Annotated in this window: 20 protein-coding genes and 1 tRNA gene; 9 read left to right on the plus strand and 12 right to left on the minus strand. The window is 40.3% G+C overall.

Annotation, left to right across the window (positions count from 1 at the left end; genetic code table 11):
• The first annotated feature begins 379 nt into the window (after nt 1–379).
• The gene (locus NMG48_RS12300) at nt 380–3187 is read left to right on the plus strand and encodes an ATP-binding protein (RefSeq protein WP_271251823.1); all 2808 of its coding nucleotides are present in this window, start codon (nt 380–382) and stop codon (nt 3185–3187) included.
• A 3-nt stretch (nt 3188–3190) separates the two neighbouring features.
• Here the strand turns inward: NMG48_RS12300 and NMG48_RS12305 are convergent, their stop codons facing one another.
• The 5 genes from NMG48_RS12305 to NMG48_RS12325 form a co-directional block, all read right to left on the minus strand.
• Nucleotides 3191–4240 carry an acyltransferase gene (locus tag NMG48_RS12305; RefSeq protein WP_271251824.1) on the minus strand — a complete coding sequence of 350 codons (1050 nt, stop codon included), beginning with the start codon at nt 4238–4240 and terminating at the stop codon, nt 3191–3193.
• A gap of 117 nt (nt 4241–4357) precedes the next feature.
• Nucleotides 4358–4771, minus strand: coding sequence for a DUF309 domain-containing protein (locus tag NMG48_RS12310; RefSeq protein WP_271251825.1), 414 nt, complete (start codon nt 4769–4771; stop codon nt 4358–4360).
• Entirely contained in the window at nt 4764–5273 is a 510-nt protein-coding gene (locus NMG48_RS12315) for a hypothetical protein (RefSeq protein WP_271251826.1), read from the minus strand. Before NMG48_RS12315 ends, NMG48_RS12310 begins: the two co-directional genes overlap by 8 nt.
• Before the next feature lie 107 nt (nt 5274–5380).
• Nucleotides 5381–6034: a hypothetical protein gene (locus NMG48_RS12320; protein WP_271251827.1), complete on the minus strand. Its 654-nt coding sequence runs from the start codon at nt 6032–6034 to the stop codon at nt 5381–5383.
• A gap of 403 nt (nt 6035–6437) precedes the next feature.
• Nucleotides 6438–7124: a glutathione S-transferase family protein gene (locus tag NMG48_RS12325; protein ID WP_271251828.1), complete on the minus strand. Its 687-nt coding sequence runs from the start codon at nt 7122–7124 to the stop codon at nt 6438–6440.
• Nucleotides 7125–7630: 506 nt separating this feature from the next.
• Between NMG48_RS12325 and NMG48_RS12330 the strand changes: the two genes are divergently transcribed.
• On the plus strand, nt 7631–8407 hold the full coding sequence (locus tag NMG48_RS12330) for a hypothetical protein (protein ID WP_271251829.1): 777 nt from the start codon (nt 7631–7633) through the stop codon (nt 8405–8407).
• Nucleotides 8408–8614: 207 nt separating this feature from the next.
• A complete protein-coding gene (locus NMG48_RS12335; RefSeq protein WP_271251830.1) occupies nt 8615–9700 on the plus strand; it encodes an extracellular solute-binding protein in 1086 nt (361 codons plus the stop codon).
• 27 nt (nt 9701–9727) lie between these two features.
• On the opposite strand, the gene NMG48_RS12340 is transcribed toward NMG48_RS12335, so the two are convergent.
• The 3 genes from NMG48_RS12340 to pgl all read right to left on the minus strand — a co-directional run bounded on the left by NMG48_RS12340 (nt 9728) and on the right by pgl (nt 12013).
• The gene (locus tag NMG48_RS12340) at nt 9728–10774 is read right to left on the minus strand and encodes a late competence development ComFB family protein (RefSeq protein WP_271251831.1); all 1047 of its coding nucleotides are present in this window, start codon (nt 10772–10774) and stop codon (nt 9728–9730) included.
• 208 nt (nt 10775–10982) lie between these two features.
• Complete coding sequence (locus tag NMG48_RS12345; RefSeq protein ID WP_271251832.1) at nt 10983–11225, minus strand: DUF3493 domain-containing protein; 243 nt, start codon at nt 11223–11225, stop codon at nt 10983–10985.
• A gap of 71 nt (nt 11226–11296) precedes the next feature.
• Complete coding sequence (gene pgl, locus NMG48_RS12350; protein ID WP_271251833.1) at nt 11297–12013, minus strand: 6-phosphogluconolactonase; 717 nt, start codon at nt 12011–12013, stop codon at nt 11297–11299.
• Nucleotides 12014–12426: 413 nt separating this feature from the next.
• Between pgl and NMG48_RS12355 the strand changes: the two genes are divergently transcribed.
• From NMG48_RS12355 to NMG48_RS12365, 3 genes are all read left to right on the plus strand, one after another.
• Nucleotides 12427–12636: a hypothetical protein gene (locus NMG48_RS12355; RefSeq protein ID WP_271251834.1), complete on the plus strand. Its 210-nt coding sequence runs from the start codon at nt 12427–12429 to the stop codon at nt 12634–12636.
• A gap of 215 nt (nt 12637–12851) precedes the next feature.
• Nucleotides 12852–14252 carry an asparagine--tRNA ligase gene (asnS, locus tag NMG48_RS12360; protein WP_271251835.1) on the plus strand — a complete coding sequence of 467 codons (1401 nt, stop codon included), beginning with the start codon at nt 12852–12854 and terminating at the stop codon, nt 14250–14252.
• 70 nt (nt 14253–14322) lie between these two features.
• Nucleotides 14323–14862, plus strand: a complete 540-nt coding sequence (locus NMG48_RS12365) for a hypothetical protein (RefSeq protein WP_271251836.1) — start codon at nt 14323–14325, stop codon at nt 14860–14862.
• On the opposite strand, the gene guaD is transcribed toward NMG48_RS12365, so the two are convergent.
• Both guaD and NMG48_RS12375 read right to left on the minus strand, forming a co-directional pair.
• The gene (gene guaD, locus NMG48_RS12370) at nt 14854–16185 is read right to left on the minus strand and encodes a guanine deaminase (protein ID WP_271251837.1); all 1332 of its coding nucleotides are present in this window, start codon (nt 16183–16185) and stop codon (nt 14854–14856) included. The two genes, NMG48_RS12365 and guaD, sit on opposite strands and share 9 nt — an antisense overlap.
• A gap of 3 nt (nt 16186–16188) precedes the next feature.
• Nucleotides 16189–16818: a ribonuclease H-like domain-containing protein gene (locus tag NMG48_RS12375; RefSeq protein WP_345961261.1), complete on the minus strand. Its 630-nt coding sequence runs from the start codon at nt 16816–16818 to the stop codon at nt 16189–16191.
• 848 nt (nt 16819–17666) lie between these two features.
• Between NMG48_RS12375 and NMG48_RS12380 the strand changes: the two genes are divergently transcribed.
• On the plus strand, nt 17667–19031 hold the full coding sequence (locus NMG48_RS12380; RefSeq protein WP_271251839.1) for a hypothetical protein: 1365 nt from the start codon (nt 17667–17669) through the stop codon (nt 19029–19031).
• 41 nt (nt 19032–19072) lie between these two features.
• Here the strand turns inward: NMG48_RS12380 and NMG48_RS12385 are convergent, their stop codons facing one another.
• Entirely contained in the window at nt 19073–20131 is a 1059-nt protein-coding gene (locus tag NMG48_RS12385; RefSeq protein ID WP_271251840.1) for a YheT family hydrolase, read from the minus strand.
• 487 nt (nt 20132–20618) lie between these two features.
• Here NMG48_RS12385 and NMG48_RS12390 point away from each other — a divergent pair, with 487 nt between their 5' ends.
• On the plus strand, nt 20619–22406 hold the full coding sequence (locus NMG48_RS12390; RefSeq protein ID WP_271251841.1) for an iron uptake porin: 1788 nt from the start codon (nt 20619–20621) through the stop codon (nt 22404–22406).
• Nucleotides 22407–22450: 44 nt separating this feature from the next.
• Complete coding sequence (locus NMG48_RS12395; RefSeq protein WP_271251842.1) at nt 22451–23893, plus strand: CHAT domain-containing protein; 1443 nt, start codon at nt 22451–22453, stop codon at nt 23891–23893.
• Nucleotides 23894–23932: 39 nt separating this feature from the next.
• Here the strand turns inward: NMG48_RS12395 and NMG48_RS12400 are convergent.
• Nucleotides 23933–24019: transfer RNA gene (locus NMG48_RS12400), tRNA-Ser, on the minus strand.
• Nucleotides 24020–24144 lie beyond the last annotated feature (125 nt).

Genomic DNA, 24144 nt, shown 5'->3' on the forward strand with positions numbered 1-24144 from the left:
ATTGCACGAAATTTATGTAAAACGAAAAATGGATGCAGAAGGTTTCGTTTCTTCTGATCTTTCAGATGTCTTCGCGATCGCTTAGGTGATCTGATAGCTAAAAAGTGCTTATAAGGTTTAGTTTCTCTATTTAAGAGGGGTATTATGGTTGTAGCTTGGTATACAGGTAAATTATTAGGATAAATAATCGCTATACAGGGTTTTACCTGAGCATGGAATTAATTGAGAATTTCATTTTGGCTATGCTACAACCTTTTTATAGTCCGAGTTGGGGAGAGTCTTGGGGGTATTAATAAAGTTATTTATTCAATAATTTTACTAATATTTAGAATCTGTTCTTGTTGATAAGGACGATATATGAATTAGGTGATGGGAAAATATGGAAATAGCGCAACCTATAAATTCAGGAATTTCTGAAATTTCAAGACCAGTTGGTTATCAAATCTGCGATCGCGAACAGATTCACTTATTGGGACATATTCAGTCCCACGGTGTGTTGTTGAGCATTCTTGAAGCAGATTTGCGAATAATGCAGGTGAGCGAAAACGCAATTCACTTTTTTGGCAAAAACGCCATATCTCTGATCAACCAACCTCTGAATGCAATATTTTCACAGTCTCAGATTAATACTCTATTATCTTTTACCACTCACCAAAATTTAGAAGTATTCAATCCAATTAAACTATCTGTTCAGATTAATCGGAAGAAATGCTGGTTTCAAGGCATAATGCACCGTGCTGATGGACTACTCATTTTAGAATTAGAACCTTTATCGGAAGATCCGACTCCTAATCTGGGATTTTATTACCTAGCAAAATCTGCGGCAATTAATGTTAGAGAAGCGAAGGATTTTGATGAAATATCGGATTTACTAGTTAAAGAAATTCGGAAGATAACTGGATACGATCGCGTACTCATCTACAAATTTGATTTGGACAATAGTGGAGTTGTGATTGCTGAGTCTAAAGCTGAAGAGCTAGAACCTCTGTTAGGATTGCATTATCCAGCCTTTGATATTCCTGAGCTTGCCCGTAAACTCTATTACAGAAATTGGTTGCGCCTAATTGTTGATTTAAACTGCCAACCTGTACCAATTATCCCCCTCAATAATCCCATTACGCAGAAACCCCTTGATTTGAGCCTTAGCACCTTGAGAAGTGTTTCGTCGTTTCATGTGAAATACTTACAAAAAATGGGGGTTTCAGCTTCTTTAGGCATCTCTCTAATTAACTCAGGCAAGCTATGGGGATTGATTGTTTGCCATCATTATTCACCTAAGTATATAGACTATGAGACTAGAAAGACTTGTGAGTTTTTAGGTCAAATCATGTCTGTGGAAATTGTCCATAAACATGAGCAATACCTTAAAAAAGCCCAAGATAACATCAAATTTATTCAAACTAAACTGAAGCAAGATATTCTAGAAGGCTATCAATTAGTTAATTATACTTTTCTTCAAGATATAGAGAAACTACTCGATTTAGTCAATGCTAACGGAGCAATCATTTGCTTCGGAGATCGCATTTCTGAAATTGGTACATGTCCACCGCCAACATTTGTTTCTAATTTGTTGGAGTGGTTAGAGCAGAAGTCTCAAGATGTTTTTTATACTAATTGCTTAAGTCAGTTATTGCCTGAAGCAATGGAGTTTAAGGATAGGGCAAGTGGATTATTATCTATTTCTATTAAGCTTAATCATACTTCTTATCATATAATTTGGCTTCGTTCTGAAGTTGTACAAACTGTTAACTGGGCAGGTGATCCGAGCAAATTGTTAGATATTGATGATGATTTTGATCCATCACCTCGTCGATCTTTTGAATTATGGAAAGAAACCGTTAGAGCTAAATCCTTACCTTGGGATGAAGTGGAAATTGAAGCTGCTTTAGAATTGAGAGGTACGTTTATGCTGGCAGCTTTAGAGTTTTCACAACAGGCTCTAAAGCAAGAGGCAGAACACTCTGAAGTGGCAAATCGGGCTAAAAGTAGTTTTCTAGCAAGAATGAGTCATGAGTTGAGAACTCCTCTAAATGCGATTTTGGGATGTACACAATTGATGAGTCGAGAAGATGGACTTACTGAAGCGCTTGGAGAATATGTCAAGATTATCAGTCATAGTAGTGAACATTTGCTTAACTTGATCGATGATGTTTTAGAAGTATCTAAAATTGAAGCAGGAAAGATAATTCTGGAAGAGTCAATATTTGATTTGCAGCTATTTCTCAATAATCTTCAGGAGATGTTGCAAATTAGAGCAAGAGATAAGAACTTGCAGCTAATTTTTGCGATTCATCCCAGACTGCCGCAGTATATTAAGGCGGATGAGCGTAAAATTCGGCAGATTTTATTGAATCTTTTAGGTAATGCGATTAAGTTTACGCACAAAGGCTACATAATTCTTCGTGTCTCATTAGTAGATACAGATCAGGATCTCTCTAAGTCAGTTATTCAATTTGAAGTAGAAGACACTGGCTGTGGAATTGCTCCAGAAGAAATTAATAATTTGTTTGAAGCTTTTGTGCAAACGGCTTCAGGTCGAGCATCACAGACAGGTACAGGTTTAGGTCTAGTGATTAGCCAACAGTTTGCAAGGTTTATGGGTAGTCATATTCAGGTGAGTAGTACTTTAGGTAAAGGTACAATTTTTCAATTTGAACTGACTATTGAGAATGTGGCTACTCCAGAGTTGAAGGTAGAGCAGGAAGTTGATGCTGTTAAGCCTCTAGCTATATTGCCATTGGCGGATATCCAGATAGAGCAAAATCAAAGTATCCAATATATCACGGAGAAAATTACTGATGAGAATCATAAGCAATCTTTGAGAATTCTGTTGGTCGAAGACAACACGTTTAATCAGATGATCGCTTTACGACTTCTAGCGAAATTAGGATATTATGCGGATTGTGCAATGAATGGCTTAGAGGTGTTACAAGCCTTGCAAAATAAATCCTATGATTTGATTTTAATGGATGTTCAGATGCCAGAAATGGATGGTTTAGAAGCTACTCGTAGAATTCGGCTAATTGAGAAAGATGGAGATACCGTTAATAAAATCAAAATTGTGGCAATGACTGCAAATGCAATGAAGGAAGATCGAGAGAAGTGTATCTTAATGGGAATGGATGATTTTATTAGTAAGCCTGTGAGGATAGAAGATCTCAAAGGGGTGTTAAAAAAATTTGCTTGATGGTTATGCGCCAAAGGCGATCGCACTCCAGCGTTTTAACTTAACTAGTCGCCAGATCGTGATGCCAATGAGCCATGATACTGTAGCGGCAAGGGGGACGTATAAAATACCACCAACTACTTCGAGGGGAGCGATCGCCCTTAAGATCCATACATGAATGAGATAGGTCGTAAAACTTGCACTAGCAAAAATCTTGTTGGAAAGTATTGCTTTGATAGGTTCTTTAATCTGCCAAGAGATTGTCCATAGTAGGAAGGTTAAAGTAACCAGAATTATCGTTGGTCTAGTGTAATGTCCGACCGCTTCCGCAGAGTTCTTAAGTATAGCAGTTCCATAGAATTCGCCTAGTTCCAAAATTGCGGCGATCGCAAATAGATACCCCCATGTATGCGATCGCCATTGCGATACAAGTTGCTTACTCCATCCATGATCTTTAGATAGCCAGATACCAATTTGGAAATAGGGTAACCAATAAATTACATGATTGCCGTCGGGGAGAAAACTGGTAAGGTTGGGAAGTAATCCAAACGTCGCAGAAATCCAACGCAAGCTAAATAGGGAAAACGCGATCACCAGTAATATCCATAAGTTCTTGACTGTAAAAGTAATGCGACGGAGAAATGGATAACTTACATAACATTGTAAAATAATGCCCAAGAAGTAAAGATGATAATCTCCCATACCTGTAGAGAGGGCTTGCCAGATTTGTTGGAGTCGCTCTTGCCAACTTCCTGCAAGAAATTGCGATCGCCCAACGACATTGAGTAGAGTGAAGAGAATATATGGCGGGATGATCCGCCAGAGGCGGCGTTGACAAAATATTTTTAAATCGAAGGGATGCTTCTCTTCTGATTTGGATAGGGCGAATCCAGATAGAATTACAAATATGGGGACAGTAAAGCGTCCGACTTGGTTAATGAATGTGTCAATAAAAATTTCAGGGTTCATCGTCACGGTATCCTTTACCCCAAACCACCAGTGATGGGAGGCATGAATGCCAATCACAATAGTGGTAGCGATCGCCCTTAGTAGATCCGAGAGTTCCCAAGTCATAGTTTTGACGATAATGATTTAGATGGGGCGATCATGCTAATTAGCTGGGCGCAATCCCAAAAGCTGTGGCGCAAGCGCAGCGTGAGCCACAGCTTTTTGTTCTGGTTTTTACTTAATTTAATCATTATCGCTATTAGGGATTTTATATAGTTGAGGAGTAGGTAAATTTCCCTGATCAAGCTGTTTTAAAACATCGACAATTCCTTCTTTCCCACTTAACTGCACAGTTCTTAATATCTGTAAACTCTCTGTTAATAAAGTCTCAACATCAATGGATTGATATTCAGGAAGATAAGCGGGTAAGCGACTTGTACCTTCACCTAAGAGAATTGTGGCTCCATGCCAATTTTGATTGCGGAGATGATATAGACCAACTGCGATTTGTAATATCCCTTGATAAAAAGCTCGATCGCTTTGCCAAGCATCATTCCAAATGGCTTCTAAGGTATCGTGACAGGTGTAATAGTCTCCATGATTAAACTGGGCGATCGCTTCAATAAATAAGGGATTTTCTCCTGCTGGCTCAAACATGGTTTATTACAGTAGTTAATATTTGGGCGATCGCCTGTTTTTGTTCGGCATCATAGCCCCATCTTGTCAGAAAATCTGCATATGCACCAGTGTTAAAAATCGCTGCTTCTTTGACCTGTGTAGCAATTGTACGAACTTCCGTAATATCTACTTTCTCTATTAAAAGTGCAGTCCGCTTAGCGACACGATGGGAACCATCGGCTTGTTCTATATTCCCTGCTCGGCGATGGGTGATTGCCATCGCGGTAGACATTGCTAAATTTTTAACTAAGAGTTCGGCGATCGCGTTAGGAGCAGATTGCAATGCCCGAATGACGCTAGTATTAGGTGCGTCAGCGAGCTGCCAGTCTCCTGTTAAGAAGCAGACGAAAAATCCTCGCGCTCCATTGATAGTTTGTACCAGTTTAGAAATTTCTGATTCTAATTGAGCATCGTCTAGATCGCTGCGTAGGAGTAGTTCTTCTGTGTAGGCGATCGCTTCTTCAAAGGTGATATTTTCCATAAGTTGCTAACTATAGAGCTTGTCATTTTGCCCATGTGATGATGTGCTGCAATGAAAGCAGCACATCATCAGTTTTTAGGAATTCTGAATTCTCTAATTAATGTGATCTAATTAATGTGATCTAAGCAATGATTTGGTAAAAATGCTGTCCAGCCATTATCTAACTTGACACGGCAGCTTACGCTAATCACTTGCTCAACGATCCCCTTATGATTGGCGTATTGCTGACGATTAGCGTTGACGATGACGCGATCGCCAACTTTGAAAGCTTTACTTTTGGCATTTACATCTTGTTTCTTTTCAGCAACATTGGGAATTGCTGCTTTTTTGAGGGTCGGCGCGGAATGAAATGTTAGAGAAGCTGCCTGTTGTCCATTGACCTGATAGTTATATCCCCTTCCTTGAATAAGCTGCAAACTACCGATTTGGACATTGGCAAGATATTGGACGAACCGATCAACGGAAATTTCCATGGTTTCCGCTAAATCTTCAAACATTACAGGGTAGCTCCAAAAATTTTCACCGACTTGGAGATCCGCTAGCTCTTTCCACGCATCAAATAGTTTTTGTCCAAATTGTGATGCGAGATTATCAGCGCGATCGCTCTGGGGCTTGGCGACAGAATTTGATGATGTACTACTAGATATCAGAGTTTCTAATGTTTTAAGAAGGTTTTGAGCAACGCGATCGCTTGCTTCTGTCCTCGCTCGGAGATATTCGAGAATCTGCTCAAACAAAGATTCACTAACATTAACAGCCATATGATTACTCGTACTAATCTTCTCTAAGAAATCTAAAAAATACTTGTTTTCACGCTGAGCAGATGAAAAGTACAGTTTCTAGACAACTTTTTCATATTCTCTAAAGTAACACCAATAAGTTAACACCAATTTGTCATTCATCCCTATGTTGCGATTTTTTTACACTTGGTGACGATTTTGGGTGATACACATTAACCTATAGACCTACTAAGTAGCTCGACATAGTTATAAACGAAACCCGTATTTCTGTAACGCTCGCTACGCGAGCGTTACAGAAATACGGGTTTTAAGTTTACTTATGCTTGCCTACTTAGAAATTTTGGTAGTCCTAAAAATTTGGTATTGCTAAATAGGCAAGGATAGGCGGCGCTTCGCGCCGCCTATCCTTGCCTATTTAGCACTTTTAAACTTGACCCAGTCCCGCTTCCCAGTTTGTTGGCAAAGGCTCATGACAAAGCTGATGAATTACGGTAATGCGATCAAATAACCAAGGATAAGTATGACGGTAGCTAGGAATTAGCCCCAATGGTGAGAGTAGCGCTGCTGCCGTCAAATCCGCAACACTAAAGCGATCTCCGATTAAATAGCCCTTTTGCCAACGCTCACTGAGCATCGCGATCGCCTCATCAATTTTTTGAGATGCCAACTTTGCGGAGTCTGCATTAATGCCATATTGCGATCTGACGATCGCAATTACGAGCTGACTCATCCATGAGGGATCGATATGCTTACCCTCATTAGCGCGAAATTGGTAATAAACAAACCTTGCTGATGTCCCTATAAACTCATCGAAATAATCCTCTAGCTGTAATGCTTCCTTTTGTTGTTGTTCATTTGCTAAATAAAGGGGTGGATTGGGGTGATAACCTTCGAGAAAGCGAATAATTTCGGTGGAGTCCGCAACTACTGCGGGGCAATTTTTTTGTTGTGGTAGTAGGACAGGGACAGTCTTTTTGCCTGAAAGGGGCTTAATTCTAAGAATATGTAGTCCGGGAGTGAGGTTCTCGACTTGGTAGGGAATTTGTTTGTAACCAAGAGCTAGTCTAGCTTTACGGCAATAGTGAGAAGTACTAAACTGTAATAGAAGCATGAGTCTAAATTAAATTGGCAATATAGCACTTAGGGTTCTTGATTTTACTGCGCGTCCCTTATCACTGACATTACAGCCGATTGTCGTTCTCACAATTCTGCTCTAAAAATTGTCCTATCTATAGCCATGAAAGCAATAGCTAGGAACAATCAAAACCCAGATAAATGAAGGCGACGCGAAGCGTTGCCTTCATTTAAGCAAAACTTTCATTGCTATATCTAACCCAAGTTGCTACCTATTAAAAATCGGCTCAAAACAAGTTAAAAACAGCCTCGCTAAGTCCAAAATGACGCTTTTTTTATATAAAAATCTAGCATTTTTTATTTTAACTTTAGTCTTAAATGAATAGGTAGCAACTTGGTTTATCTAGTTACAGCGCTTGGTGATACTGCTTTGTTATCTCTGACCTCATAAAAATTGCTGAATTTCGGATTGTATTGAAGCAAATTAGTAAATCATATGTTATAGTCTCGACTAAATTTTTACAGTCGAAGGTGCTGTCGCCTATGCAAGCCAATCCAGTCTCTAAACCTACAACTTCTCAATCTGGTTATCAGACCTCGCAATCTGGTTATCAGGCATCAGTGCCTGTCACTGTATATCGAGAACTGGCTGCGGAGTTGCAATCTACTCAAGCAAAACTGTCTTTTTTTCAGTTGCAAAATGAGCAACTTACTAAGCAAAATCAAATGTTATTGCAAGAGTTTGAGGCGATCGCCCAAGCGACAGATCGAGTACAGTCAATTCTTACCCAATCAAATTTACCAGAATCAAAACTGTCGGAAGTTTTAGCGGGTATCCGTGCCTCCTCGCAGATTAATCCTGCACCATCTCGTAACAATCCTCAGCCTCAAGGTCGTCCCCCTGCGGCTAAACCTCGTACTACTGATAAGCCTGCGACACAGGCTAGTCCCCGTAAAGCGGCTGTACAGCAAACAACTAATGCAATTCAAGAAGCCATTTCTAGAGCGAGACAACTTGCTACTGACTCCACCCCTCAAAGCTCTAACGAACCAATGTTAGGTGAGGCACTTTATTACGATAGCTCTTTTGCCTCGTTTGATGCGCCTACACCTGCACCTGTGTCTGCACCTACTCCTAAAGTATTGCCTAAGCTAGAAATTCGTGAAGAAATTTCGTCACGTCCACTCCGCCATGAGTCAATAGAAGAAGCCAACGAATCAACAGGTTTGAGTGGTTGGGTTTTGACTTTAACTATTGTGGCGATCGTGCTAACTTCCTTTGGAGCTGGCTATTTGCTAATGAGACCATTTGTAAAATAAATTTGTGAGTTTTGAGATTGCCTATAGCAGTATCAAAACTTGGGTAGTCCCAAAAAAGGATTTATAGATAAGGATGGGCGGCGCGAAGCGCCGCCCATCCTTATCTATGTAGCACTACCAAAAATCGTAAACTTTTTAGGAAAAGAGGTGGTGCGAAGTGCTGCCTCTTTTTTCTGTTTTAATGAAGGGGATATGTTTAGAAGATTCATGGATAGACGTAAGTTTTTAGTTTTAGGTGGTGCAGCGATCGCCTCAATTGGGGGATGCCAATTTGCAAATCCTTTCGATCAACGCGATCGCCTCAAGATTGTGGGTTTACTAGGGGCAATCCCCAGTAAATTGATTAACCAATTTGAATCTGCATCACAATTAAAGGCTGAATTTAAAGCTGAGAACTTACCCTCGAAAATTTGGCAAGAACTCCAAACTTATCCCAATTCTAAAGACAAAATACCGAATGTGATTAGTATTGGTGATGGTTGGCTAGATTTAGCGATCGCTAATTCATTAATTCAACCGATCGCCCCTAACTTGCTCGAAAAAATTCCCCAATGGCAGAAGCTGAGTCCAATCTGGCAAAAAAGTGTGACCCGCAACAATCAGGTCTGGGGGATTCCCTATCGTTGGGGAACAACAGCGATTGCTTACCGCAGTGACAAACTTAAATTTGATATTACCCAATGGTCTGATCTCTGGCGATCGGAATTGAAACTTAAATTGACATTACCCGATGATGCAAGAGAAGTCATTGGGCTTGTATTAAAAAAGATGGGGCAATCCTACCAGCAGGAAAACTTAGTAGAACATCAGGATATTTTCGCTACACTGACCAAAGAACTGAAAAGTTTGAATTCACAGGTTTTAACCTATACCTCTGAAAACTATTTGCAGTCTCTATTAGCCGACGATACGCTGGCGGCAGTTGGTTGGACAAGTGATATGTACAAAGCCAAACGTCAAAATCCCGATCTCAAAGTGGTAATTCCTCAGGATGGAACGGCGCTATGGAGTGATATTTGGGTAATGCCTAAGGGAGATGCTCCGATTGCTGCGGCAGAATGGATGAATTTTTGCCTGACCCCTGCGATCGCAGCTCAAATTACATCCTTAACTGATGCAGTTAGCCCTTCTAGTGAACTAGATCAAGTGCCTGCCAGTGTTAAAGCCGATCCCATCAAATTTTTTCCGCAAGAGATTTTAGCTAAGAGTGAAGTCCTATCCCCATTATCGTCATCAACACTCTTGCAATATAAAGAGATATGGACAAAAATGCGATCAGGAACGCTATCTTAGTTGTCTTCAAAGGGGACAACTAAGAATTTAAGAATTATAGGGGTAGTTATAATCACTCCGTTTGCGCCATTCTAGTTCGTTAATTACGGCTTTTTGCAAACATTCTTCTACAATAAACGGAGCATTCCGCCAATTAATATCATCGCGTTGTAAAATCCAGCGCACTTGTTCTAGGGCTTCTTCTAGCTCTGCTTCAAAACGAGCTAGAGGTAATGGTGATTTTTTTAAATTCGGTGCTTCTACACAAACAGCGATCGCTTCTTTGAGGACAGCGACAACTTCTTTCCCATAAACTTCTCTTGCCCGCAATCTTAACTCTCGATAACCCTTTTCTGTAGTGGCATACATCGTTGGTAAGCGATTTAAAACATAGGCAGTTGTTTCACCCAAATCAACAGTTTCGATGATGGCGGGATGGAGTTTTTGAATTTGATGATAGGCGAGGGATAAAACGAGTTTCTCCAAGACATTACTGAACTGATAGTTGACATCCACCATATAGGTTTGGAAGTCTCTTGCCTTTTGTTCATCTTTAGCTAAACTAGTTGAGGTCACCATGGGTCTGCCTTTCCAAGAAATTTCAGGTGGTTTCTTCCCAAAAACAGTGTCCTCTTTTCCTGCGATCGTGTCGCGCTTACCTAATACCATGTAGGTATTACTCACTGAGCTTTTGAGTTTAATGGTCATCAAAGCATTCTCTAATGCATTCGGAATATCCTTCCAAGATGCATTCTCAGCCCCTAAGATTTGCTGGAGTTCGGCAAGCGATCTCGCATGGTTCGCGACTTCCTGTGATGGCAAAGGTCGTGAATCTCTCAATGCATCTGGCTTGACACTGATAAGGGCGCGACGTACTGCGGATTCTATTTGTGGACGCATTTCGGTAGCGGCTTTCTTCCTCTGTCTCATCCAACCCGCTTTAGATGTGGCATACATGGGTGGAAGCCGATTGAGCGCATAGGCAGCAACTTCGCTCAAATTAATCTGCTCGCGTCGATATTGCGGTAAGTGCGAAATTTGGAGGTCAATTTCTGCAATTACTAGTTCCTCTATAGCATTTTTACAACTTTGCATATCAAGCCGTCCCAAACCTAATATGAAATTTAAATGTTAATAAAATTAAAAACATTACTTTAAACTTAAACTAACTATAAACTTTTTGATAATTCCAAGCAGAAAAGCTGTCATGCAAAATCAAGTGCTTTGATGACATTTATTATTTTTTAAATTTTCGCGATCGCTTCTTTTACCTATGGTTTTTGGTAATGCTGTGGCGACGTATCTACTTACTGCGATCAATCCGATAAAGCCATATTACCAAAGCTAAGACCCCAATTTGTAAAGCAAAGTTTCCTAAATTAGCTTCTAATTGACCGTTACCTGCAATAAGCCTAGTGAAGAAGATCACTGCACCAATAAAGCCTGAACCTGCAAAGGCAATGTAAATGAAGATGCGTAGACCTCGGTAGGGCGATTTAGCTTCGCGCTTCAGCCGTTCGTATTGTTGAGGATTGAGCTTGGACATAAGATTGCATTGTGAAAGTCTTGACGATAAGAGCAAAGTCAATGCAAGCATCGCCTTTGCTTTTAGGTTTTTTAATGATTTTTTTGATTCATGGCTGTACGATCGCATAGCCAAATCGTATTACCAGTAATTAATCGTGAAGGATATTGGTTTACATCACCACTAGGTGCTAGCACTGCCTTGAGTGCTCTAGCTTTAGCTGCCCCCTCAATCATAAAAATAATTTCTTTAGCCCGATTAATGAGTGGTACTGTCAAGGTGATCCTTGGCTGCCCATCTTTTGAGCCAACTGTGACAAGGCGATCGCCCACTTTAAGGGCGGAGGTGTGGGGAAATAACGAAGCGGTATGTCCATCGTCACCCATTCCTAGTAAAACCAGATCAAATTGGGGAATTTCACCTGCACTCACTCCAAAAAATGCTTGAATATGTTGCTCATATTGGGCAGCAGCGATCTCAGGATCATCTTTGTCTGTCGGAATCGCATGGATATTTGCCGCAGGAATTGCCACGCGATCGAGCCATGCTTGGCGGGTCATGCCTTCATTGCTTTGGGGATCGGTGACAGGGACATAGCGTTCATCTCCCCAAAAAACATGCACCTTTGACCAGTCCCATTCCTTACTGGCTAAGAGTTCATATAAAACCTTAGGTGTGCTACCACCTGCGGCAACAATGGTAAATCTTTCACCCTTTGCGATCGCCTCATCATAGGCGATTTGACATAGCATCAATGCTCGGTTGGCAATTTCTGCGCGATCGTTCCAAATTTCTACTTGCCTAGCCATAATTCCAACGATACCTTTCCAAGATGGTTAGTGCTAAAGATAGCAGTTTTTTTATATTAAGAAGGGTGACTCAAAGAGTCACCCTTCTTAATATAAAAATCTAGTTTTGATGACAGCGCAAAGCACTATATACGGGGATCACTACAATCACTGTCCGATCCTACTGAGGACGACCAATTATGAATGAATTAATGACACGTTTTGTGTAGATATCTATACAAGTTATCTGCGACACCAAAAGTAAAAACTCTTTACCAGTATAGTTTCTAGGCTCTCCTAGTACTGTCGGTTATCTCAATCAATCTTGGGGGAGGTGTTTTTTATTTCATTTTGTGTGAATTTTGACAGTACTCACGTAGAAATGTACTAACCTATAGAATGTTAGGAAAATATTAAGGTTAAGGTAAACAAACATGTCACCTGCTATTATACGTCTTTTCTGGGACTCAGTTAACCAAGCACAGCCTAATCTGCTCTTAAATCTTGATGATGATGGTCTCATGAGTTGGTTGGTTGACCAAGTTAAGCAACGCTCGTCTCTTGATTCCCATCAGCAAAATGATCTCAGTCACTACATTAGCGATCGCCTACCATTGATCCGTGAAATGGCATATCAGAATTAAGCCATTTCAACCTAATTTTCAAGTTAATTCGCAAGCTAATGTCAAGCTTTAATTGCTGGGGAATCGTTCTCAAGGGGAACATCTAGGGGTTTCTATCGATGTCATGCTCTGAAGTGTTAGGATACTTGCCTGAGCTTTGTAATCATTAATTTCACTGATTAATTTCATAGCTCCATAGCCTATTCACAGTTATTTCTAGCGGTTATTTCTAGCGTATGACATCTGCAAGAATTATTGACCTGTTACGTGATGGTCAGACTAATGACTCATACACACTTCGTGGTTGGGTGAGGACTAAACGAGAAGGTAAGGGAATAGCCTTCTTGGAGTTAAACGATGGCTCATCGCTACAAGGGCTACAAATTGTTTTACCTCAGACAATTGATGGCTATGAAACGCTAATTAAACAAATAACTACAGGTGCATCCATTGAGGTATCAGGGACTCTAGTGGAGTCTATGGGTAAAGGTCAAAGGGTGGAAATGCAGGCTAATGCGATCGCTGTATTTGGCACTGCCGATCCTGAGACCTACCCTTTACAAAAAAAACGTCACTCGATCGAATTTTTACGAACGATCGCCCATTTACGTCCCCGAACAAATATGTTTGGGGCAGTATTTCGGGTGCGAAATGCCTGTGCTTTTGCCATACATAAATTTTTCCAAGAGCGTGGTTTTTTGTGGGTACATACGCCAATTGTGACTGCTAGCGACTGTGAGGGGGCTGGCGAAATGTTTGGTGTGACCACTTTTGACTTAAATAAATTGGCAGCATCAGGAAAGCGTGTGGATTTTTCGCAGGACTTTTTTGGTAAGCCCGCCTTCTTGACCGTCAGTGGTCAGCTAGAGGCAGAGATTATGGCAACTGCCTTTTCTAATGTCTATACCTTTGGCCCCACGTTCCGTGCTGAAAACTCGAATACTTCGCGCCACCTTGCCGAGTTCTGGATGATTGAGCCAGAAGTTGCCTTTTGCGATCTTGAAGGCGATGCAGATCTTGCTGAGGATTTCCTCAAATATATTTTCAATTATGTGTTGGAAACCTGTCCCGAAGATATGGAGTTTTTCCAAGAGCGGGTAAATAATCAGGTGATGGCAAATGCTTGCAAGATTGTGGATGAGCAGTTTGAGCGGATTACCTACACTGAGGCGATCGCTATTCTCGAAAAGAGCAGCAAAACCTTTGAGTTTCCTGTGTCGTGGGGCTTGGATTTACAATCGGAGCATGAAAGGTTTCTCGCTGAGGAGCATTTCCAAAAGCCCGTCATTGTGATGGATTATCCCTTGGGGATCAAGGCTTTTTATATGCGCGTAAATGATGAATCGGCAAGCGATCGCCAAACTGTGCGGGCAATGGATATTCTTGCACCTGGGGTCGGCGAGATCATCGGTGGTTCGCAGCGTGAGGAGCGCCTTGAGGTCTTGGAATCGAGAATCCGCAGTGTGGGGCTAAATCCTGAGGATTACTGGTGGTATCTCGATTTACGTCGTTATGGCACTGTGCCTCACGCTGGCTTTGGTTTAGGTTTTGAGCGTTTAGTTCAGTTCATCACTGGCATGGGCAATATCCGCGATGTGATTCCATTCCCCCGTTTTCCTCAAAGCGCAGAATTTTAATTAAAAGGTGCTTTGCGCCTTTTAATTAAAATTCGATTAAAACTTCAAGTTTTTGTCTTTGCATAAAGCCATGAATCAGATTCTTTTTCCTGATATCCAATCATCTAAGACAGAACAAGAATGTCAATGCTTAGATAATTGCTCAAGTTATCAAGAATCTAAGAAATATATTGAGGAAATTGCCAATCGTGATTTCTTAAATGCAATAGCTTTAAGCTTGAATTCTGCTAATCAAATAGCTGCCTATATAATTACTGGTGGAGCTTTTGGCTATTCATTTCGAGATGCAATTGTGCAAGTAACGCCGAGTCTCCTCTATGTTTATCGTTGGACTGAAGTTACTGAAAATATTGTCGAATCTGGATTTATCAGAGGAAAAATTGATTGGCAAAAAGTTATAGCCGCAATGAAACAAGACGGACATACACCAGACGAAAATCTTAAAAGTAAAAATTTTCAAGACCATTTCGGGAGGGATATTATGACTTATGCAGTCTCAAAAAGCGATCGTGCTTGGGTCAAAATCCTGTCAGGTAGTTATCGACTCAGTGTTCATCGATTGCATCACCTAATGGTAGAACTCGTAAACCGCAAAATCCCACTAAATTAAAGCTAATTCTCCCATGATATAAGTTGCAGTGATCGCACGGTCATCTCCCATAATGAGCGTGGCAAATAACTGATCGGATATTTCAGTGAGGATGGGTGGATTATCTAAATCGAGCGGTTTATTTCTTAACGCCATAATTGGTGTTGGGCGGAGATTCAGCACTACAAAATCAGCTTCCTTGCCGATCTCGAAATTTCCTAACTTATCCTCAAGACATAATGCTCTTGCGCCGCCCAAGGTGGCAAGAAATAGGGCTTGAAAGGCGGATAACTTTTGCGATCGCAACTGTGCGACTTGATAGGCGGCGCAAGCAGTCTTTAACATTGAAAAGCTCGTTCCTGCACCCACATCAGTACCTAGACCCACTTTTACAGGATTTTCCTGCGACTTTGCCTTTTCAATTTTAAAAAGCCCACTTCCTAAAAACATATTTGAAGTTGGACAAAAAGCGATCGCTGCTTTTGCCTCAGATAGTCTCGCGAATTCCTGATCGGTAAGTTGCACCCCATGAGCAAAAACTGATCTTTCCCCAACTAAACCCGCCTGATCATAAACATCCAAATAACCTGCACTCTCAGGAAAAACTTCCGCAACATAGGCAACTTCTTTGACATTTTCCGATAGATGCGTGTGTAAATACACATCAGGAAATTCAGCTAATAACTTACCGATATTAGTTAATTGCTCTGGTGTGGATGTCACGGCAAAACGTGGGGTGACAGCATAGAGCAGGCGATCGCATTTATGCCATTTCTCGATTAACTGTTTTGTTTCTATGTAAGATGACTCGGCGGTGTCGGTCAAAAAGTCTGGGGCATTGCGATCCATCATCACTTTCCCCGCAATCATTCGCAAATTACGTCGCTGTGCTTCCTCAAAAAAAGCATCCGTCGATTGCGGAAAAATAGTTGTAAAGACTAGAGCCGTAGTAGTGCCATTTCTCAGTAACTCTTCCAGAAATATAGAAGCGATTTTCGACGCATAGTTGCGATCGGCAAATTTGCGTTCAGTGGGAAAAGTGTAAGTACTCAGCCATTCCAATAACTGCTCACCATAGGAAGCAATCATTTCTGTTTGAGGAAAGTGAATATGCGTATCGATAAATCCTGAGACAATAAGGCGATCGGGGTAATGGGTGATTGCTAGATCTGCATACTGAGTTGCTAAATCTACATAGTTGCCAAAATCCTTAACTTTGCCATGCTCAACCACTAACAGACCATCGGCAAAGTAGCGAATACAGTCAGCCTCAGGTTCATAAAATGGATCAGCGATCGCATCTAGGAAACTAGCTCGAAATCCTCGGATGGCTTGGTTTTGCATAGTTTAATGGGCAAACACATCGGCATAGCCTAGTAAGTCTAAATATACAATTGTAGGAATATGTGCAAAACAGGCTTTTGCTAAGTCATGGCGGTTTTCTCGAATCAGCATATTAATGAGCTTACGGTATACAGGCAAAAGATATCGGACATCATTTGCAGCATACTTCAATTGTTCTTCAGAAAGTGCATGAACATTCCCCCAGTCTGAAGATTGGGAGGTTTTATCTAGCTCAACTTTTTCGAGTTCGCGTACTAGTTCCTTTAAACCATGCTTGTCGGTGTAGGTTCTAGCTAGCTTGCTAGCGATTTTAGTACAAAAAATTGGATGTGTCGCAATACTAAGATGAGCTTCCAGCATGGCGACATCAAATCTGGCAAAGTGAAAAACCTTCGTAACGTCAGGTGATTCCATTAAGTACTTAAGATTTGGTGCTTCCGTAATTCCCCGTCCAATTCTCACTAAGCTTACGTTCTCAGCATCATTACAAATTTGAATTAAACATAGGCGATCGCGTCTAGGGATCAACCCCATAGTTTCCGTATCAACGGCGATCGCTTCACAACTGAGATATTCTTGCAGGGTTTCAAAGTCAATATCGTTATCAAAAATTTTAAAAGCTGGCATCTTAATTTTTAAGTTAGATTCTTAGGTTAGCTCTAGCAATGTTATACAGCTTATCTCCATTTTATGCTCCTTTAAATTTGCCAAGCTTTGGCAAATTTATAAGACTTTGCGCAATTAAGTAGCTGGGCACAATTAAATATAAAACCCAAAAAGCTGTGGTATATACACAGAGTGCATCACAGCTTTTTGATTATTTTAATATCTCATTAAAATAATTTTGGGAGGTTCACTCCAAAGAGGTTAACTTCCCAAAACTATTTAGAATTGCCATATAGCAAATTTGGCGCAGGATTGGTCAAAATCAGAATCTGATCTAGCAATCCTGCGTTAATTGTGATATTTAGTATTAATCTCAATTTCCATCTATAAAAGTTGACTGAAAAGTAACAAAGTCCTTGTTTAACTTATCAGTACAATTTTTATCCAGCAAATACATGTAGTAAAGGCTTGAGTATGATGGCAATAGTTATACAATGTGTTTAGTAGTGCGCGTCTAGTAGTAAATTATGGTGATTTTGCTGTAAGCATAGGTAAATGGCAAAATCAAAAATCCCCAAAAGCAATTGTTGGGTTTTTAATATTTTTAGCGGATCCTCGACAAACTAAAAAATATTAAAACCTTATTCTAAGGAAAATGATTTACCTTAAAACACTTACAATTGTGGTTCCTAAAATTTTTACAAGGTTTATCTTAGCCTTTTGCCCCAAAATTTTAGGGTAATGTTTTCATTATAACAAAATGAACTTTTTGATAGATTTTTAAGTCATTTCTTAAGTCATCTTTATTTAATTAGTATAATGTTGATCAAACCTTTGGTTTGAGAGCTTTTACTGTTGCTGAGGAATATATCGATATGGCACAGTTTTATAATAACTATGAATCTGGAAACTTCCACGAACAAATTACGGATATAACCTCGAATAGTCTTGAGCAAGCTCAGCAACATATCTATAACTTCTTTCTAAGCATCGTCAAAAATTATCAGGCTGATGAGGTTCTAAATCAGTTTGACAAATTATTTATTAGATATGAAGAAATTGATAGTACTAAAGCCTACTATGCTCTAGGTGAAATCATATTTTATAATAAAGAAGATGAGTTTAAAAATACACTTCTTCGCTGTTGCTATATTCTTAATAACAACTGGGCAATCAATGGCAATATTAATCTTTGTCATCGCTTAGTTGATCTTTTTTTGTCAAATTCTATTGGTATTCCAACCCGTATTTATAAACTTAAAAAGTTAAGAGAATGGCTCCAAAGGTTTGTTCGATCTGAAGAATATAATACCTTGCGATCGCTTTCAGGTAGAGCAGGGGTAAGCAAAAGTTATCATAATTGGTCTGATCGGTTTTCTGCGTATTTATTGACTTCGGAATATACAGATTGCAATAAACCCATCGAACAACGCCAATATGCAGAAACTTTGGCGCGCAAAATCAAAAGACAATTTAAGTTTGATTTGGCTATGTATACGGCGAGGATTGACTCTAATCCAAATGTAAATCCCCATCGCCCAAATCCTACAACATTAGGAGATGGTGTCCTAATTTTAATAAAGAGGGTATTAAATAAACAGGGGCATGAAGACTTGAGGTCTGTCGCAAAGAGATTTCGTCATCATATGAGTGGCATGACTTTAGCGGAATTTAAAGATCATCTCCTCTCATATTTAGGTATTTCACGGGATGATTTAGATATTCCTGAAGTGATGCGCTTAACTGTAGTGGAAAAGTTAAAACATTTTCAAGAACATCAAGATCAGGAATTGATTACGCTTAGCTCAATACATATAGTGTGCAATCGTATTTTGCAATATCTTTTGTTAAATGAGCGCCGTAATCCCTCTGACTTTTTACAATTATCCTTGGAAAGTAATAACTTTCTTGGCTATGTAATTCTATTGCTTAAGGTTGTATTGATATGTCCTAGAAGTCGCTTGTATTTAGAAAGTTATATCGCAGAATTAATTAAGTTCTACAGTTCCTATGATGAAGTGGAATGTCGTTCTTTTATTAACTTTTTGGATGTTGTGAATGTTACCCTAGCAATATTTGATGAGGATACTGACTATAGTTTGGTGAAAATGAGAGATCTTGAAAATGATTTTCCCGATGTAAATTTAGACAACTATCGTGTTTTCTCACAATCAAAGAAATTAGTTGATTTAGCAAGTAAACCACCTAGTTCACAGGATACGAAAACTTTGATTTCCTAAAAAGATAGAAATATCTGAACCTTGTGCAGATATTTCTATGATCATACTGATTCTATCCATTCAAAAATGCGATTCCATGCCCACCAACGATCGCGATCGCCATATTGGTGTTGACATCTCTTACTGCTGACATAACCCACATGACCGCCGTATTGTGTGACTATGAGTTTGATTGCTGGATTGTCTTGAGCAATTTTTTCTAGGTCAGGAATGATCGATGGATCAAACATGGGATCGTCTTGAGCATAAAGAATTAAAGTTGGCTTCTGAAGATGGGGCATGAAATATAAAGGACAACTAGCATCGTAATATTCCTCAACACTAGTAAATCCTAGTTTAGAGATCGTCAGCTCATTATCAAATCCCCAAATGCTATTAGCGCGTTCGACCGCTTCTCGATCAATTGCTTCAGGGTGATTTTTTGCCATAACTCGCCCTAGTTTCTTCAGCTCACGGGCGATCGCCTTTTCTAAGAATTTACCCAGTTCATCTTTGACCAAATAAGTAAGCGATCGATTGGAGTCCACACTAGGGCAAATCACCGCAACACCTGCGATATCCGCAGAGGTAATTGATAAATCACTACCCCAACTAGCGATCGACTCTCCTGCCTTAATTCCCCATAGCGCTAACTGTCCACCGAGAGAATATCCCGTTAGCCAAAATGGTGATGGACATCCTAATTGCTTAGCGGTATTAGCGATGCGAATAAAATCTTCGCCTTCATACAGTCCATCTGAGGTAAGAGTTGGTGACATCTCAGCTGTTTTGCCATGGGCGCGCCAATCAAATAAAACCACTGCATAGCCTTTGTCAAAAGCCTTGCGACCAAGAATTTTGAGAAACCATTGATTATCTAAATCTCCTGTGATGCCATAGGTTCCTACTACTGTGCCTTTGGCATTGGGGGGAATTGCATATTTGCCAAAAATAGGAACTCCATTTGCACCCGTAAAAATATGCTCTTGGTAAATGGGTTCTGCTTCAATTGTGAAGTCTTCCCACTTTTGGCTTGCCCGCAAAGCTGTATAAAGAGTCATTAACAATCCATTGCTTAGATGCCAAGGTGGTGTGTAGAGCATATGAATGCAAGTCCTCATTTACATTTCTTTACGTTTAACTATAATAGCAATCCTCAAGCATTTTGAGATCTCTAACGCTGTGTAAAGAGAGCATCCGCAGGGTCTACCAATTGAAAATTTCTTATAAGTAGCTAGGTGCAATTAAATATAAAACCCAAAAAGCTGTGGCGCACGCTGCGCGTGCGCCACAGCTTTTGACTATGGTTTTTAATTATGCCCAACTACTTAGTAATCCTCAATGGATGATGAGAAAAAGTCTCTATATCAGTTACTAAAATCCTATCAATTATTTAAGCAACTATCATGCAATTAATTAGGATGAAAATGATAGATTTCTTAATTGATTTCACTGATTCTTTTTTTATATTCTTAATGTACAATACGTGCAAATATTTTATTTTCAAGCAAGCAGGATACTAAGGGGTGACAAACATAGCTTTAAACCTATAGAGATCATTCTTATTATCCTTTGCTAGATTATTGTGAGTTTGTGGAGGCGGCTCATATGACTTATAGAGTTTATGTAGATAGGCAAATATTGTTGCGACTATTCGCATCTTCTTGGCAGTTTTTGCTATTTTTTGTTGTGTCTGTAATAGGATTTGACACAAGTGCGATCGCTCAGACTAAATCAAAGCTGAACAACAATCAAATTAGTAATCAAAAGGATGTCTCAAAATCTCAGGTTGAAAGAAAAGGAAATCTGCAAAACTCTTTGGTAAATCTCCAAGATTCTTCAAATCTTGTTGTTTCTCCAAATGAAAATGTTGATACAAATATCTCGCAATCAGTGACATCGGTTTCTCAATTGAGTGATGTGCGATCGACTGACTGGGCATTTACGGCTTTGCAATCTTTAGTTGAACGTTATGGATGTATTGCGGGTTATCCAGATTATAAATTTCGTGGTCAACAAGCTATTTCGCGTTATGAATTTGCGGCAGGTTTAAATGCTTGCTTAGATAGAATTAATGAAATCATTGCTACAGGTCTATCAGACAAAGCTAATAAAGAAGATCTGGCAACTATCCAAAAACTTCAAGAAGAATTTGCAACGGAGTTATCTGTGTTGCGTGGTCGGGTAAATACGTTAGAAGCAAAAACTGCCACCCTAGAAGCACAGCAATTTTCAACAACAACCAAACTCTTCGGTCAGGCAATCTTTGGATTGCAGGGGCGTTTTGGCAATACGGCTGATATTTTCCCGCGAAATGGTATTCGGACAGCAGGTGAAGTTGATCAAGGCACAAATGTCACCTTTGGCTATAACTTGGGAATCACATTCCTCACTCAGTTTGATGCCTTCAATCGTAGTATCCTCCTTGTGGGATTAAATTCGGGTAATTTAGCTCTTAATTCAGGACTGCTATTACGAGATAGTTATACATTACTCGGATATGAGGGAACGACGGCTAATCAAATCACTCTGTCCGATCTCTCCTATCGTTTTAAAGTTAGTAATAATGCTGCTTTCATTATTGGTGCGGCTGGAGTTGCTCCTAGTGCTGTATTTCGTGGTCCCAATCGTGTAGAAAGTTCAGGAACTGGTCCAATTTCCGCCTTTGCTCAGCGCAATCCGATTTTAGGGCTTGGTGCAGGTAGTGCAGGGATCGGGTTTGACTGGCAGATCAGCGATCGCATTAGTTTGCAAGGTGTATATGCCGCAGGTGATCCTGCTAATCCTACTAAGGGAGGACTGACGGGTGGTTCGTATGTTACAGGTGTACAAGCTATGCTGAGACCAACCGATTCGATTGATACAGCGCTTTATTACCTGCATTCATATACGACAACTGGCTCCCTCAATACTGGTATTGGCGATAGTGTAATTGGTCTTGGCTCGAGTTTTTTAACTGATGCGATCGGGGCAACTCTCAACTGGCGGATTAGCCCCTATGTAACTTTAGGGACATGGGGTGGCTATACCAAATCTAATGCGGTTATTGGTGCTTCGGGTACGGTGGAAACTACGAACTGGATGGTCTATTTGAACTTTCCCGATCTGTTTAAGCAAGGGAATCTAGGGGGGATTTATATTGGACAACCGCCCAAAATTACGAGTAGTAATTTATCAATTGGTAATGTCCCTAGTTTTCTAAATAGTGCTGGATTTGCTAGCGAAGTAGCAGGTGCACAGCCTGCTAGCACAACCCATCTAGAACTTTTCTATGTGCATCGACTGACCGATCGCATCAGCATTACCCCTGGGCTGATCTTTTTGTTTAATCCTGCCCAGACTTCAACAAGTGACACAGTCACGATTGGCACAATTCGCACGACTTTCTCATTCTAAAAAATGGATTGTAAAAAATATAGCAAAGTGATAGAGCAAAGTTTATGAAAATACGTTCGTTGATGTGGAAAACTGGATGTGCTGTTGTAATTGGAGTGATTTGCAGTGTTGCTCCTTCCTCAGTACAGAGGAGTACTGCTCAATATGCACCGTTGCCTTCTCCTTCTATTAGTTTTTCTCCTAGTAGTAGTTTTACTCCTACTCCCCCCGGACCGCCGATTGTTTTCCCGACTGCCTCACCTGGAGTAATTTGCGATCGCTTAACAAATACAATATGTGGTTATACTCCTCCTACTCCTAAGGGACCTAGCATCGGTGAGCTAGATAACAAAATAACTAGAGATGTGTGTGCCTATGCAAAGTGTTCGTCACCTTCGCCAGTCACTCTTGAATATGTTCAAGATGCAATGCAAAAGTCAGCACAGGTTACAGATAGTGCCACTGCTTTGGTTTACCCCAATATCTTTCCCGATCGTATAGAGATTTTAATCGTGCCATCGTCGGGGAAAGAAATCCGTAAAGTTGTTCCCAATGTGCAAAGTTCCGAAGTAACTGAAACAGTCCAAGAGTTTCTCAATTCTTTGCGCGATTCTAGTAATGAGGATTACTTACCCCTAGCACAGAAGCTCTATAACTGGCTAATCCGACCAATAGATGAAGATTTACAGTCAGAGGGAATCAAAACTCTAATTTTTGTGATGGATGGTCCTTTAAGGTCAATTCCGATTAGTGCTTTGCATGATGGTAATAAATTCGTAGTTCAGAAATATGCCACAGCAACCATCCCATCAATGGGTTTGGTTAATTTACAGTTACGCGATCGCCGCCGTTCGAGCATACTTGTGATGGGGTTAACTCAGGCACAGCAGGGATTTACGGCTTTACCGAATGTGGAAGTTGAAACCAATGTAATCGCCGCTAAGATTTTGCAAGGCAATCTGTTTCTCAATCAGGACTTTACGATTGACAACCTCAAGAAGCAGCAAAGTAAAAACAACTATGGAATTGTCCATTTAGCGACTCATGCGCAATTCTTGAGCGATAACATTGATGGTGCTTTTATTCAGTTTTGGAATGAGCGGCTTTATCTTAACAATCTTCGCACCCTTAGATTGGGAGAAGAACCAATTGAAATGCTGACCTTGAGTGCCTGTGAGACCGCAGTAGGAAGAAACTTAGGGCTTAGTGGTATGGCTCTTGTATATAAAGCTAAGAGTGTACTTGCATCACTATGGACAGTTAGTGATGCAGGCACTACGCCCTTGATGTTGTCTTTTTACGGTTATTACCCAACTTCTAAAAGTAAGGCGATCGCAATTCAGCAAGCGCAATTAGATTTGTTAGAAGGCAAAGTGCGAATTGAATCTGGACAGATCAAGGGAGTTGGTAATCTACCTGCAATTCCTCTCAGTCAGGTTACAGGTAATATAAACCTCAAACATCCGTACTTTTGGGCTTCCTTTGTTTTGGTGGGTAATTGGCTCTAAAAAAAACAACCCACGCTTAGCGTGGGTTGTTTTTTTTAACGGAGAGAGAGGGATTCGAACCCTCGTTAAAGTTTCCCCTAAACAGCATTTCCAGTGCTGCGCCTTCAACCACTCGGCCATCTCTCCTCGCTTGATGTCACAGCAACTTTAAATAAGTTACTTATTTCATCGTGCGGATTTTAATCATACCAAAGCTTGGTACATATGCAAGCCTTGTGGGCATAAAAAAGAGAAAATTTTTTATTAATCGG

It is taken from the genome of Pseudanabaena sp. Chao 1811, from assembly GCF_027942295.1.
In the GTDB taxonomy this organism is placed as follows: Bacteria; Cyanobacteriota; Cyanobacteriia; order Pseudanabaenales; family Pseudanabaenaceae; genus Pseudanabaena.

Bases quoted from the DNA above. Each gene is read 5' to 3' on its own strand.
- NMG48_RS12300 (WP_271251823.1), top strand. From the start codon at position 380: ATGGAAATAGCGCAACCTATAAATTCAGGAATTTCTGAAATTTCAAGA.
- NMG48_RS12305 (WP_271251824.1), bottom strand. From the start codon at position 4,240: ATGACTTGGGAACTCTCGGATCTACTAAGGGCGATCGCTACCACTATT.
- NMG48_RS12310 (WP_271251825.1), bottom strand. From the start codon at position 4,771: ATGTTTGAGCCAGCAGGAGAAAATCCCTTATTTATTGAAGCGATCGCC.
- NMG48_RS12315 (WP_271251826.1), bottom strand. From the start codon at position 5,273: ATGGAAAATATCACCTTTGAAGAAGCGATCGCCTACACAGAAGAACTA.
- NMG48_RS12320 (WP_271251827.1), bottom strand. From the start codon at position 6,034: ATGGCTGTTAATGTTAGTGAATCTTTGTTTGAGCAGATTCTCGAATAT.
- NMG48_RS12325 (WP_271251828.1), bottom strand. From the start codon at position 7,124: ATGCTTCTATTACAGTTTAGTACTTCTCACTATTGCCGTAAAGCTAGA.
- NMG48_RS12330 (WP_271251829.1), top strand. From the start codon at position 7,631: ATGCAAGCCAATCCAGTCTCTAAACCTACAACTTCTCAATCTGGTTAT.
- NMG48_RS12335 (WP_271251830.1), top strand. From the start codon at position 8,615: ATGGATAGACGTAAGTTTTTAGTTTTAGGTGGTGCAGCGATCGCCTCA.
- NMG48_RS12340 (WP_271251831.1), bottom strand. From the start codon at position 10,774: ATGCAAAGTTGTAAAAATGCTATAGAGGAACTAGTAATTGCAGAAATT.
- NMG48_RS12345 (WP_271251832.1), bottom strand. From the start codon at position 11,225: ATGTCCAAGCTCAATCCTCAACAATACGAACGGCTGAAGCGCGAAGCT.
- pgl (WP_271251833.1), bottom strand. From the start codon at position 12,013: ATGGCTAGGCAAGTAGAAATTTGGAACGATCGCGCAGAAATTGCCAAC.
- NMG48_RS12355 (WP_271251834.1), top strand. From the start codon at position 12,427: ATGTCACCTGCTATTATACGTCTTTTCTGGGACTCAGTTAACCAAGCA.
- asnS (WP_271251835.1), top strand. From the start codon at position 12,852: ATGACATCTGCAAGAATTATTGACCTGTTACGTGATGGTCAGACTAAT.
- NMG48_RS12365 (WP_271251836.1), top strand. From the start codon at position 14,323: ATGAATCAGATTCTTTTTCCTGATATCCAATCATCTAAGACAGAACAA.
- guaD (WP_271251837.1), bottom strand. From the start codon at position 16,185: ATGCAAAACCAAGCCATCCGAGGATTTCGAGCTAGTTTCCTAGATGCG.
- NMG48_RS12380 (WP_271251839.1), top strand. From the start codon at position 17,667: ATGGCACAGTTTTATAATAACTATGAATCTGGAAACTTCCACGAACAA.
- NMG48_RS12385 (WP_271251840.1), bottom strand. From the start codon at position 20,131: ATGAGGACTTGCATTCATATGCTCTACACACCACCTTGGCATCTAAGC.
- NMG48_RS12390 (WP_271251841.1), top strand. From the start codon at position 20,619: ATGACTTATAGAGTTTATGTAGATAGGCAAATATTGTTGCGACTATTC.
- NMG48_RS12395 (WP_271251842.1), top strand. From the start codon at position 22,451: ATGAAAATACGTTCGTTGATGTGGAAAACTGGATGTGCTGTTGTAATT.